The organism is Pseudomonas sp. c313, assembly GCF_055407145.1.
Map to the genome: position 1 here is coordinate 22,929 of NZ_JBUZRD010000021.1, position 12,688 is coordinate 35,616.

The 12,688-nt window shown below is 60.7% G+C and carries 12 protein-coding genes; 6 read left to right on the top strand and 6 right to left on the bottom strand.

The features are described 5' to 3' along the window. The first annotated feature begins 11 nt into the window (after positions 1-11). Both ACZRKZ_RS26810 and ACZRKZ_RS26815 read left to right on the top strand, forming a co-directional pair. The gene (locus ACZRKZ_RS26810) at positions 12-530 is read left to right on the top strand and encodes a DUF3299 domain-containing protein (RefSeq protein ID WP_463983140.1); all 519 of its coding nucleotides are present in this window, start codon (positions 12-14) and stop codon (positions 528-530) included. A 113-nt stretch (positions 531-643) separates the two neighbouring features. Beyond that, positions 644-1,342, top strand: coding sequence for an OmpW/AlkL family protein (locus tag ACZRKZ_RS26815; RefSeq protein ID WP_463983141.1), 699 nt, complete (start codon positions 644-646; stop codon positions 1,340-1,342). A gap of 54 nt (positions 1,343-1,396) precedes the next feature. On the opposite strand, the gene ACZRKZ_RS26820 is transcribed toward ACZRKZ_RS26815, so the two are convergent. Beyond that, entirely contained in the window at positions 1,397-2,281 is an 885-nt protein-coding gene (locus ACZRKZ_RS26820) for a sugar nucleotide-binding protein (RefSeq protein ID WP_463983142.1), read from the bottom strand. A 162-nt stretch (positions 2,282-2,443) separates the two neighbouring features. Beyond that, positions 2,444-4,546: a mechanosensitive ion channel family protein gene (locus ACZRKZ_RS26825; RefSeq protein WP_463983143.1), complete on the bottom strand. Its 2,103-nt coding sequence runs from the start codon at positions 4,544-4,546 to the stop codon at positions 2,444-2,446. A gap of 371 nt (positions 4,547-4,917) precedes the next feature. Between ACZRKZ_RS26825 and ACZRKZ_RS26830 the strand changes: the two genes are divergently transcribed. The 3 genes from ACZRKZ_RS26830 to ACZRKZ_RS26840 are packed head-to-tail and all read left to right on the top strand — an operon-like array spanning position 4,918 to position 7,947. Beyond that, positions 4,918-5,697, top strand: a complete 780-nt coding sequence (locus ACZRKZ_RS26830; RefSeq protein ID WP_463983144.1) for an endonuclease/exonuclease/phosphatase family protein — start codon at positions 4,918-4,920, stop codon at positions 5,695-5,697. Continuing rightward, the gene (gene clsB / locus ACZRKZ_RS26835) at positions 5,694-7,001 is read left to right on the top strand and encodes a cardiolipin synthase ClsB (protein ID WP_463983145.1); all 1,308 of its coding nucleotides are present in this window, start codon (positions 5,694-5,696) and stop codon (positions 6,999-7,001) included. Before ACZRKZ_RS26830 ends, clsB begins: the two co-directional genes overlap by 4 nt. Continuing rightward, positions 6,979-7,947: a lysylphosphatidylglycerol synthase domain-containing protein gene (locus ACZRKZ_RS26840; RefSeq protein ID WP_463983146.1), complete on the top strand. Its 969-nt coding sequence runs from the start codon at positions 6,979-6,981 to the stop codon at positions 7,945-7,947. The genes clsB and ACZRKZ_RS26840 overlap by 23 nt, the downstream gene beginning before the upstream one ends. Positions 7,948-7,949: 2 nt before the next feature. Here ACZRKZ_RS26840 and ACZRKZ_RS26845 read toward each other — a convergent pair whose 3' ends face one another. The 3 genes from ACZRKZ_RS26845 to ACZRKZ_RS26855 form a co-directional block, all read right to left on the bottom strand. Beyond that, positions 7,950-8,705, bottom strand: a complete 756-nt coding sequence (locus ACZRKZ_RS26845; RefSeq protein ID WP_463983147.1) for an alpha/beta hydrolase family protein — start codon at positions 8,703-8,705, stop codon at positions 7,950-7,952. Beyond that, positions 8,695-9,804, bottom strand: coding sequence for a DUF3182 family protein (locus ACZRKZ_RS26850; protein ID WP_463983148.1), 1,110 nt, complete (start codon positions 9,802-9,804; stop codon positions 8,695-8,697). Before ACZRKZ_RS26850 ends, ACZRKZ_RS26845 begins: the two co-directional genes overlap by 11 nt. A gap of 273 nt (positions 9,805-10,077) precedes the next feature. Further along, entirely contained in the window at positions 10,078-11,070 is a 993-nt protein-coding gene (locus tag ACZRKZ_RS26855) for a GlxA family transcriptional regulator (protein WP_463983149.1), read from the bottom strand. A 96-nt stretch (positions 11,071-11,166) separates the two neighbouring features. On the opposite strand from ACZRKZ_RS26855, the gene ACZRKZ_RS26860 reads away from it, so the two are divergent. Continuing rightward, a complete protein-coding gene (locus ACZRKZ_RS26860; protein ID WP_463983150.1) occupies positions 11,167-11,727 on the top strand; it encodes a cysteine hydrolase family protein in 561 nt (186 codons plus the stop codon). Positions 11,728-11,750: 23 nt separating this feature from the next. Here ACZRKZ_RS26860 and tam read toward each other — a convergent pair whose 3' ends face one another. Then, positions 11,751-12,515, bottom strand: coding sequence for a trans-aconitate 2-methyltransferase (gene tam / locus ACZRKZ_RS26865; protein WP_463967398.1), 765 nt, complete (start codon positions 12,513-12,515; stop codon positions 11,751-11,753). Positions 12,516-12,688: the final 173 nt, after the last annotated feature.

Sequence of the window (12,688 nt, forward strand, 5' to 3'; positions counted from 1 at the left end):
GGAAGGCTTCGATGCACCGTTTCCTGCTTGCGCTGTTATTGCTGGTGGCCCTGCCCTCCTGGGCCGCCGAGCCCAAGGACCTGTCGTGGCAGGAAATGATTCCGCCGGACGCGCCGCCGGAAATCCCCAACATGAAACCGCTGCACGACCTGTCGAACATGGCCGATGCGCTGTCGGCAGAGGCCGCACCGGCGGCCAGACAGGACTTGCCCGATGCACCGGTGGTGCAGAAGCTCGACGGCCAGCACATCCGCCTGCCGGGCTACATCGTGCCGCTGGAAGTCAGCGAGGAAGGTCGGACCATTGAGTTTCTGCTGGTGCCATACTTCGGTGCCTGCATCCATGTGCCGCCACCGCCGTCAAACCAGATCGTCCACGTTAAAAGCGAGATCGGCGTGAAACTGGAAGAGTTGTACCAGCCGTACTGGATTGAGGGCCAGATGCAGGTCAAGCCGTCCACCAGTGAGCTGGCGGATGCGGGCTATCAGATGGATGCCGAGAAGATTTATGTGTATGAGTTGCCGCAATAGCTGTTTTGTAGGAGCGCGGTGATAACTATTTCATTGAGCTGAGTCAAAGGCTCGAACGTTACGATCGTTACCATTGGACACAGCCAACTAAAAAACGTCCTTTGGAGCCTCTCATGCACAAGTCCCTGCTCAGCGCGTCCCTCTTCGCACTTGCACTCGCCGCACCACTCGCCCACGCACACGAAGCGGGTGACATCCTCATTCGCGCCGGTGCCATCACTGTCAACCCAAAGGCCGACAGCGGCAGTGTAAAGGTTGATCAGGGCCCGTCGGCCGGTACCAACCTGGGCGGCAAGGCGACCATGAGCAGTGACACCCAGCTGGGTCTGAACTTCGCTTACATGATCACCAACCACATCGGTATCGAGCTGCTGGCGGCCACGCCGTTCGAACATGACGTGAAGATCAAAAACACCGTCCTGGGCGCCGCCAACGGCAAGCTCGGCAGCCTGAAACACCTGCCACCGACCCTGAGCGTTGTGTACTACCCGCTGGACAGCAAGTCGGCGTTCCAACCGTATGTCGGTGCCGGTATCAACTACACCTGGATCTACGACGAGCACGTCGGCGGGCGCGCCAGCGATGTCGGCTTCAGCAACTTCAAGGCCGAAAACTCCTGGGGCTGGGCCGCGCAGATCGGCGCCGACTACATGATCAACGACAAGTGGATGATCAACGGCCAGGTTCGCTACATCGACATCAGCACCAAAGCCACCGTCGACAACAACACCCTGGGTGCCGGCACTCGCGCCAAGGTCAATGTGGATGTTGACCCAATGGTTTACATGGTCGGCATTGGCTACAAGTTCTAAGCCCAAGCGGCCACACATAAAAAAGGCGCCTGTTTCAGGCGCCTTTTTTTATGCTCAGTTATGTCGGTAAAACCGATCCAGCAACGCCGGTAACCCGGCACGCCAGGCGCGGGGTTTGATACCGAAGGTGTGAAGGATTTTCTTGCAGGCCAATACCGCATGCTGCGGCTCATCAGCGGCATCCGGCCGTGCCGCGTGGGCCTGGGCGGTGGGGGCTTCGACGGCCAGCGTATGGAAGTTACGCGCTTCGGTAAGAATCGCCTGCCCCAGCGCCAGCGGCGTGGTCGCCTCGTGCCCGGCATAGTGGTAAGTGCCCCACAACGGCGCGGAGCAATCGAGTTGCTTGAGCACGGAAATAATCACCCGCGCCGCATCGTCCACCGGCGTCGGATTGCCGCGCCGGTCGTCGGCCATCAGCAACTCTTCAGGTTGTTCGGCCCGACCCAGGAAGCGCCCGAGGGTGCCGTCGATGCTGTCATCCAACAGCCAGCCAAAACGCAGCAGCACATGTTGCGGGCAGGTGGCGCGCACACTCTGTTCAATTCGCCACAACGCCTGGCCCCGCAGACCCAACGGCACCGGTTCGTCTTTTTCGCTGTAGGCGGTGGCGCGGGAGCCGTCAAACACCCGATAGCTGGAAGGCTGCAACAGGGTGATGTTGTGGTGCTGACACAATTCGGCCAGCCGCTCGATGGCAAACTCCTGCCCGGCCAAGCGAGCCTCGCTAACCGTTTCCGCCTGAAACCAGTCGAAATAGTAGGCAAGGTTGATCAAGGCATCGGGACGGGTGTCGTCGAGCAATTGGGTGAGGCTCGCGGCATCCCAGCCGTCTTGGGGCGGACGCGGGGCGAGGAAACCGACGTCTTCCTCCGCTCCGAGGCGAATCAGCGCCTGCCCGAGGGCATTCCCGCCGCCCAGTAACATAAGGCGCATTCGCATAGATTAAGCAGGCCCGGTCTGTTTGGAACGATGGCTATTATCGACAGGCTTGGTAGCCATGTCGCTGGCATTTGCCAGAATCGTTGCATTTTGCGGGTTTGTAGCGCAACCGTCACTTATAAAGTGCGCCGCCCTGCAATGGGCCCGGTATAACCTGCATAGTCATTGGGTTCGCGGCTGCTCCGTCAGCACCGGCGGCGTCTCGCCATCTTCCGGTTCATCCACCTGCACAACTCGCTGAGGCACCATCACCTGTTGTGGATAAGTTTGTGCGAAGTGCACCCACGCGCAGTTATCCACAAGCTTTTTCAGCCGTTGGTTAAACGCCCGGCTGACCGCGTATTGCCCACCCGACACCGTGCGGAACTGCGCCGTCAGCACCACGCCGTTGAGGTCCATCTTCTCGACGCCAAACACCTCCAGCGGCCCTTGCAGGTTGTATTTGAGGAATACGTCGTCGCGGATCGACTGCCCGGCCTCGCGGATCAGCTCCACGGCCTGGTCGACATCGGTGTCGTAGGTGAACTGCACCGAGAAGAACGCATAGGCAAATTGCCGCGACTGGTTGGTGACCGCCTTGATCTGGCCGAACGGCACCGAATGCACAAAACCCTTGCCGTCCCGCAGGCGCAGGGTGCGGATGGTCAGGCCTTCGACGGTGCCGGCGTGACCGGAGTCAAGCACCACCCAATCGCCGATGGACAGGGTGTCTTCGATGATGATGAACAGCCCGGTGATCACATCCTGCACCAGTTGCTGGGAGCCAAACCCGATGGCCAGACCAACCACCCCGGCACCGGCCAGCAGCGGCGCGACGTTTATGCCCAGGTTGGCCATGGTGGTAATCGCACAGATCACCACCAGGATGATCTTCACCGCATTGCGCAGCAGCGGCAGGATGGTTTTCACCCGCGTGCTGGGCTGGCGGCTGGAGCGCTTGTTAACCGGCGACTTCAACGCTTCCTGGATCGCCGTGTCGAGCACCACCCAAAACAGCCAGGTCATCAGCAGGATCAAGCCGATGCTGCTCAACGAATCGCTGATGGCCCGGCCTACGGCGTTGCGCTGAGCGAATTCGAACAGCGACACGCCCCAGATCCGCCCGAGGACTTCGATAAAGGCGATGGCCATGGCAATGCGCAATACCGCATGCAATAGGCTAAGGAAACGCTCCTTGTAGGCGCTGCTGCGCTGGATGGCCACGGTGCTGCGAGATTTGAACAGGTGCTGCAGCACGGTACTGAGGAACACCGTGCCAATCAGCAGAATCGTAGTGAACAAGGCGCAACGCAGGGCTTTCTGGCTGTCTTCGCCGGCACCGATCAGATTAATCGCCGAGACCAGCACCATCAGCAGGATCGGCCAGAACCACAACCCGGAAAAAATTCGCAACGATTGCTGCAACGCCGGATGCTTCAGGCGCTGCGTCAGGGCCCGGTTGCGGATTAAATGCGCCACCGGGCGGCGTAGGCGGATCACCAGCAGGCCGAAAATCACCGAGGCAAACAGCCCGGTAAATACCGCGACGCTGCTGGTGATGTTGCCACCCAGTTGGCGGGCGATCTGCGGGCTGGTCAGGGCATCGCTGAGGGCGGCGAGGAAGCCAATCAGGAACAGCGGCCTGGGGCAGTAGTCGCGAATAATCTGTACCGCCGGGCGCTTATGGCCGACGCTGAACATCACGATCACGCCCAACAGCACCGACGTGGAGAAAATACCGCTGCTGGTGGCGTAGGCAAAACACAGCGCCAGCGCGCGGCCTACGGAGGTCGGCAGGAAATGGCTGGCGTAAAGGGTCAGCGGCAGGCAGATCAACGCCGGGATCGTGTAAGGAATCAGGTAACCGAGCAGAGCCTGGAGCCGCTGCCGAGGCTGGATAACGCGGTGATGGCTAAGGCGACTGACAATCACTCGGCCCAGCAGGGTCAATAGCACAAAGGCACCGACCCACACGCCGGACAACATCAGAAAATCCCCGGCCACGCGCCACGGTGATCGCTCGGAAGGCCGGTTGAGCAGACGCTCCACCTCATCTGCCGCGCGGTCAGTGCGCAGGCGCCATGCGTCGACGAGGTTTTGGTTGAGGTCGAGCGTCTCCTGCACCTCGTCAATGCTGGAGCTGATGGCGCCGAGCAGGCCGCCTTCGACCAGCAACTCCGGCTTGGCCGGTGCCTCGGACTCAGGCGCTGGATCGGCGGCTTGCAGTGCGCCACTGCCGAAAAACAGCAGCGTACCGAGCAGAAGTGCAGCCTTAAAGTTCAACAAAACACCGGACTCCTTCACAAAGGGCTGTAAGGAACTGACGGGTTTGGGGCCTGATCGTTCCCACGCAAACGGTTCGACGTGGGAACGATCTGTGCTTGCAAGGCAAATATCAAATGCCAATACCTCTATTTTTTCGCATAAGCCAAACCTCGACACTGCGCTCCTGATTGAAACTCTCCGGAGTTGCAACCATGCCCATTGCCTTGCTCGCGCTGACCCTCAGCGCTTTCGCCATCGGGACGACCGAGTTCGTCATCGTTGGCACACATTGGATGTGTGCCGTCTGTAGGACCGTCGAAACTTTCTCTGGAAAATCACAGTCACCCTAGAACGGAGGTCATCAAAAACATCACTCACGCACGGGAGAAACCATGGCCGCGATTCCAGAATGGGTGCCCGTCACGCCCGCCGCCGCCATCACTCGCTTCACAGTGCTGACGGTCAACACCCACAAGGGTTTCACCGCCCTCAATCGGCGTTTCATCCTGCCAGAGTTGCGCGAGGCAGTGCGCAGCGTTGCCGCCGACGTGGTGTTCCTCCAGGAAATCCACGGCACCCACGAGCGCCATCCCAAGCGCTACAGCAACTGGCCAACCATGCCTCAGTACGAATTTCTCGCCGACAGCATCTGGCAGCAATTCGCCTACGGTCGCAACGCGGTGTACCCCGATGGCGATCACGGCAATGCCTTGCTGTCGAAATTCCAGATCATCCGCTACGACAACCTCGATATTTCCCAGAGTGGCCACGAAAGCCGCGGGGTGTTGCATTGCGTGTTACGCCTGCCCGGCAACGCTCAGGACGTACACGCGATCTGCGTCCACCTCGGCTTGCGCGAGGTTCATCGCCAACAGCAGTTAAAGCTGTTGGCGCAGCGCATCGCCGAGATTCCCGCCGACGCACCGCTGATCGTCGCTGGAGATTTCAATGACTGGCGCCAGCAAGCCGATCTCAGCCAAAGCGGGCTGCGGGAAGTGTTCGTCGAAGCTCACGGAAAACCGGCCCGCACTTTCCCGGCGCGCCTGCCGTTGCTGCGGCTGGACCGCATCTATGTGCGCAATGTGAAGGCACACCAACCTCAGGTGCTGAGCACCCGGCCCTGGTCCCATCTGTCAGATCACGCCCCGCTGTCGGTGGAGATCGAGTTATGAGCAGCGCCCCGGTGGAAAAAGTCGCGGTGCAACACATCGCTACCGACCAACCGCTGGACGATTCGGCGGCCTGGGATCTGGACTATGGCTGGCAACGTGGTAACCAGGTTGAGCTGCTGGAAAACGGCGAGGCCTATTTCCCCAAGGTCTTCGACGCGTTGCGCCAGGCCCAGCGAGAGATTCTGCTGGAGACCTTTATCCTCTTCGAAGACAAGGTCGGCCATGAGCTACAAGGCATCCTGATCGAGGCGGCGCAGCGCGGGGTCAAGGTGGTGGTCAGCCTTGATGGTTTTGGTTGCGGCGAGCTGAGTGCGGCGTTTCTCAGTGAGCTGGCCGAGGCTGGCGTGACTGTGCAGATATTCGACCCCGCGTCCAAGACTCTGGGTTTTCGCACTAATTGGTTTCGTCGCCTGCACCGCAAGATCGTGGTGGTGGACGCTACCGTGGCGTTTATCGGCGGGATCAATTTTTCGGCCGATCACCTGGGGGATTTCGGCCCCGAGGCCAAGCAGGATTACGCGGTGCAAGTGATAGGCCCGGCGGTGGCCGACCTGCATCACTTCGCCCTGGCGCAAAGCGGTCGCCAAGTGCGCACCCGACGAGGCTGGCGCCGGCGCGAACAACAGCCTTCGTCGTGGGAGTCGGGAGTCGCAGACGGCATGGTGCGGCTGATCTACCGCGACAATCTGCAACACCGTTCGGACATTGAAGAGGCCTACCTGCACGCTCTGCGCAAGGCCCAGCGGCGGGTGGTGATCGCCAACGCCTACTTCTTTCCCGGCTACCGCCTACTGCGGGAAATCCGCAACGCCGCCCGGCGCGGGGTGCAGGTGCAACTGATCATGCAGGGCCAGCCGGATGTGCTGATGGCCAAGCTGGCAGCCCGCATGCTCTATGACTACTTGCTCAAGGATGGCGTGGTGATCCACGAGTATTGCGACCGCCCACTGCACGGCAAGGTGGCGCTGATGGACGAGCAATGGAGCACCGTGGGTTCAAGCAATCTTGATCCGCTGAGCCTGTCGCTGAATCTGGAAGCCAACGTGCTGATTCATGATCGAGTGTTCAATCAACAGCTGTTCGAGCGCCTGCAAGTGCTGAGCAAAAATCACTGCACGACCATGCCGGAAAACCGTACACCGCGCGGCTGGCTATGGCGGGTGACGGTGGGTTTCATGGTGTTTCACGTGCTGCGCCATTTCCCGGTGTGGATCGGCTCGCTGCCAGCTCACAAGCCACGCTTGAAACCTTTCGTCCATGAACACACCGGGAGCCAGGACCATGACTCAAGCCCACGCGGCTGATACCGGCCGACACGGTTTCAAGCGTTGGAAGAAGCCACTGACGGTGGTGTTTTTCCTGCTGCTGATCGTGCTGTTTACCCTGCTCGCCCGGCGCATCGACTGGAGCGAAGTGTTCGACACATTAGGCGATTTCAAGCTGCGCACCTTGTTGATTGCGGCCGGGCTGACCCTGTGCAGTTTCCTGGTGTATGCCTGCTTCGACCTGATCGGCCGCACCTACATCCGCCAGCCGTTGCGCTGGAAACAGATCCTGCCGGTGGGAATCATCAGCTACGCGTTCAACCTCAATCTCAGCGCCTGGGTCGGCGGTATCGCCATGCGTTATCGGTTGTATTCGCGGCTTGGGGTGAGCAACGGCAATATCGCGAAAATTCTCGGTTTGAGCTTGGCGACCAATTGGTTCGGCTACATGGCGCTGGCCGGCGTGGTGTTCAGCAGCGGGCTGGTGACGTTGCCGCCGGGGTGGAAACTCAGCAGCGGCGCGCTGCAAGGGGTGGGCGTGCTGCTGTTGCTGGTGAGTGCGGCTTACCTGGCGGCGTGCCGGTTTTCCCAGCGGCGGGCGTGGTCGGTGCGGGGAATTGAAATCAACCTGCCGTCGCTGCGCATGGCGCTGTTGCAACTGGCACTCGGCACGTTGAACTGGTCGCTGATGGCGGCGGTTATTTTTACCTTGTTGCCCAAGCAACTGGAGTATCCGGTGGTACTCGGCGTGTTATTGATCAGCAGCATTGCCGGGGTAGTGACGCACATCCCGGCCGGGCTTGGGGTGCTCGAAGCGGTGTTTATCGCGTTGTTGCAGCATGAAGCGTCGCGAGGCAGTTTGCTGGCTGGGTTGATCGCCTACCGAGCGATCTATTTTATTTTGCCGCTGCTGGTGGCCCTGGTGATGTACCTCGGTGTGGAGGCAAAGGCCAAGGCGTTGCGGGTGAAGAAGACGCCCCGATAAAGTCATCGGGACTGAATGATGCTGAGCCGCTCGCCCACCACCATCTCGGTAATCCAGTCCACCAGGATTGAGGTGTAGGCCTGCTGCGATACCGGATCGCTCAACGAATGGTCGGCACCGTCGATAATCCGGTGGGTCAGCGAGTGAGTCTGCTGGCAGGCCGCCCGGTAGCTCATGATGGTGGCGTGGGGCACATGGTCATCGGTTTCCGACTCGACAATCAGCACATCACCGGTAAACGCCGCGCAGGCATGCAGGGCGCGATTGGTCTGGGCGTGCACCAGGGCGCTGCGGTAATCCAACAAGTCGGCCTTGTCCAGGTCGCGCTTGGGTATCAGCCATTCCTCGTCGCGGTACAGCGCCGGCACCCGCAGCGCCAGCCAGCGCACCGGGCGCAGCGAGGTGAGAATCGCGGCCAGGTAGCCGCCATAGCTGGTGCCCACCACCGCCACTGCCGAGGTGTCGATGGCTGGGTGCGCCAACAACCGGTCGTAGGCTGCCAGTAGGTCGCGCAGGTTGTCTTCACGGGTGACCCGCGATAGTGGAATGCCGTTACCGGCGTGCCCGCGCAGATCAAAGGTCAGGCACACGCAACCGAGGCCGGCGATGCCTTTGGCCCGCTCCAGGTCACGCTCCTGGCTGCCGCCCCAACCGTGGACAAACAACACCCCCGGTACTTTCGATTTGGGACTGAGGAATGTCCCGCTCATCTGTTCATCGTCGATATCGATCGCAATGGTTTCGCTTCTAGCCGTCATAAGATTTGACCGTTACGTACTTCAGAAGAAAGGCGCTGTTTTCCGCCGGCCCGCGATAGACCTCGATGGCATCGGCAGGTAGCGCTTGATCAGTGTAGGTTTCCACGGATGACACACGAATCACCCGCAGGTCGGGGTGCTTGATAAAGCTTTGCAGCGCCGCGACTTCCGCGCTGCTGGCCCCGCCCATACGCCAGGATTGTTCCAGCACACCGCTGCGTTGTTTACCTTCGCTGTCCAGCCCCTGGGCAATGTCGTAATTACGCCGCGAGGCATAAAAACCGGGATAGGCCTCGTCTGCGGCGTTATCGAAGGTTTGCGCCTGCTCGATAGCCAGGCGAATGTCATCGGGCAGGTCGAGAGCGAGCAAGTCTTCGTAATAGCCCTGGACCACCAGCAGGTTGGAGCCGCCGTAGACCGCTTCGCCCTGCCCGTCCTCGGTCAAGTATTGATCGCCGCAGTAACTGAAGACGTGATCGCCGATAAAACTCTGGCCGACACTGTGGGTGATCACATCGCGCAAGTCCTGCTCCAGCACTACGCCTTCGGTAAACAGCTTCGCTGCATTGGGCCGGGCCAGAATCGCGTCGAATTGGTCGATGTTCTCGAGCACTTCCTGGCCGCGGCCGGCGCAGGCGTGCACCGGTTTGAGACGAACCGGGCCGCTGCGCAGCAAGTGGGTGGCGGCTGGTCGCGCGTCCTCTAGGGCAAATACGCTCAGGCCCTCCAATACCACAGTGCGAACGCGCTCCGAGAACAACTGCGACCAGCCTTCAGGGATAAACGCGTCCTTGCTAGGCAGGCCGTGGCTGATGGCCTTGGTGCAAATAAAGTCATGGTCGACGTAACCGCCCCACAAGTCTTCGGGGCCTTTGATGCCCAATTTCAGCGCCTGGGCAGGCCCCACCAAGGTTTGCGTCGGCACTAGGTACAGGTTGCGCCCGCTGTGACGCTCGGGGTCATAGCTGCCGCCGAACTCCCATCCCAGTATCTGCGCCAGCCAGCGGGCCAGGGCCTGATTGGTCTCGACCTCGTGCTGGGGCGCCGAGGGACGCGTTGAGTGGGCGACCACCAGTTTTGCCGGGCTGTTTCGGGTCATGGCTCTCCCCTTCGGTGAGTCCTGCAATGGACTCGAAGGTGCAGGGATCGCGCCAACCGGGCAAGCCGCCCATTCGCGGCAGACGAATGGGTTTGGCGGCGTTTATTTTGCACGATCGCAGATTTTGCGCCGCGCATTTTGCACGAGCGCTGTTACTGGGGATTGTCGAAAAAGCGCTTCGAACCTGCCCGATTTATCCGATTCGGCGGCAAGGCCTGCACCAAGACCGGCAACCTCACCCTCTGCCGTGGCGTGATCGACAACAACGCTTAATCAAACCCTGACGCTGGCGGGGTTCACACCAAAGCGGTTGCGGTAATCGCTGGGCGCCAATCCGGTGATTTTCTTGAACAGGGCACGAAAGGTGCTGGGGTCTTGATAGCCCACGGTCCAGGCGATGTGGTCGAGGGTAGCGTTGGTGAATTCCAGCATCTGCCGCGCCTTGCCGACCCGCAGGTGCTGGCAGTATTCGGTGGGTTTCAAACCAGTGGCACTGCGAAATCGCCGTAGAAACGTGCGCTCTTCCAGGCCAGCCTCTTGCGCCATCGCCGCTAAAGAAACATCCACCGCACCGCTGGCCTGCAACCAATGCTGCACCTTGAGAATCGCCCCATCACCATGGCTGAGGATCGGCGCAAAGTTACTGCCGCACTGGCTGGCGCTGTCGCTGTGCTCGATCACCAAGAAACGCGCAGTGCTGGCGGCAATACTCGGGCCGAGCAGGCGGTCCACCAGGCGCAAGCCCAGCTCGGACCAGGCCATCAGCCCGGCGGTGGTAATCATGTCGCCGTCGTCGACGATGGGCTTGTCGGCTTCCAGGCGAATCGCCGGGTAACGGGCAGCAAAGGACTTGGCTGAAGACCAATGGGTGGTCGCGCTACGACCGTCCAGTAAACCGCTTTTAGCCAACAGAATCGAGCCGATGCACACACCGCCCAGGACCGTCCCGCCAGCATGTTGCTGGCGGAGCCAATCAAGCAGTTGCGGCGGCCCCTGCTCTTCGGAAAACTCGCCAATCGAGGGAGGGATCAACACCGCCATCAAGTGCTGGCCTGGGCCCGGCAAGCTGTCGAACACCCGGCTTGGCACCTCGCTGGCATCGGCCCGCCAATGGCTGACGCGCAGTAATGGCAACTGCTCGGACTGATGCTCGGCGGCGATACGGTTGGCCACGCCAAACAGGTCAGTCAAGCCATGTACGGCAGCCATTTGCGCACCGCTATAGATCAGTACGCCCACCTCGACGACCGCGCGTTCCAAAGCCATTGTCAGTTTTCCCCCTGCTATTGTCGGTGCGGCCAATCCCCGGACGGCTCGCCAGCCACGATACTGGACGCCACAGTTATTCACGAGGAAACAACCATGACCCAGCAAGCGCTCATCCTAGTCGATATCCAGAACGACTACTTCCCCCAAGGCAAGTGGCCACTGAGCGGCGTTGAAGCGGCGGCAGACAAGGCGGCGCAGGTGCTTGAGGCGTTTCGCCAGGCCGGTAAGCCAGTAATCCATATTCGTCACGAGTTCACCAACGAAGATGCGCCCTTCTTCACACCGGGTTCCGAAGGCGCACACCTGCATCCCAAGGTGCTGAATCAGGCCGGCGAACCTGTCGTGCTCAAGCACTTCGTCAATTCCTTTCGCGAAACCAACCTGAGGACACTGCTGGAGCAGCGCAGCATCACCGAGTTGGTGGTGGTCGGCAGCATGAGCCATATGTGCATCGATGGCGTGGTGCGTGCAGCAGCAGATTTGGGCTACAGCGTGACAGTGATCCACGACGCCTGCGCCACCTGCGATCTGGAGTTCAACGGTATGACCGTGCCAGCGGCTCAGGTGCATGCGGCCTTCATGTCATCATTGGGGTTTGCGTATGCCAGCGTGGTGTCGACAGGTGAATTCTTGCAGGCTCAAGCGCCAGCGTGATCGCCACTTGATCGTTTGAACACTTACCGAGTGGCAATGATGAACAGCCGCGGAAAGGGCAGCAATACGGTGCCATCAGCCAAGGCCGGATACGCTTGAGTGATCCGCGCCAGGTAAGCATCGAGGAAAGCGCTTTTCTCAGCCTCGTCCAACGGCGCCAGGAACGGACGCAACGCCGACGCCTTGAACCACTCCACCACAGCGCCATGACCGCCGGCCAGCGGGTGGTGATAGGTGGTGCGCCACACATCGACGGTGCTGCAATGCTTGCTAAGCAGCTCGTAATAGAAGCTCGCCGTATGACGCTCGTTGTGCTTGACCGTGCCGATCTTGCCTGCCCATGGACCGTCCGCTGCTACTTCACGGGCAAGGCGATGGGCCGGCTCATCAAGGTTGTCCGGGGTCTGCACCGCCAGGGTGCCTGCGGGCGTCAGTTGGTTCACCAGATGCGGGTAAAGCGCGGCGTGATCCGCCAGCCATTGCAGCGACGCATTGGCGAGGATCACATCGTATTGCTGGTTCGGGCTCCATGCGCCAATGTCCGCCAGTTCGAAGTTCAGCGCGGGCAACCGCTCACGGGCATTGACCAGCATGTCATCAGAGCTGTCCATGCCGGTGACCACGGCGGCAGGAAAACGCTCGGCCAGCACTTCAGTGGAGTTGCCCGGGCCGCATCCCAGGTCGACAGCCGTGCGCACGTCAGCATCCGCAATGGCTGCGACCAGGTCACGGACGGGACGTGTGCGCTGTTGTTCGAACATCGAATACTGCTTGGCTGACCAGGTCATGGGCTTTCCTTCATCTTTGATGGGGGGCGCAGATAGCCTAAATCTTGTGAGCCATGAGGACAAATGCTGGCGCCCAATCGGCATAGGGGGCGGCCTTCATGGCCGCTCCCCTGCCACACCACCCGGCATGCGGGTCCGCACCGGGCGGTTCGAGGGATTGAGGTCAGGAGAGA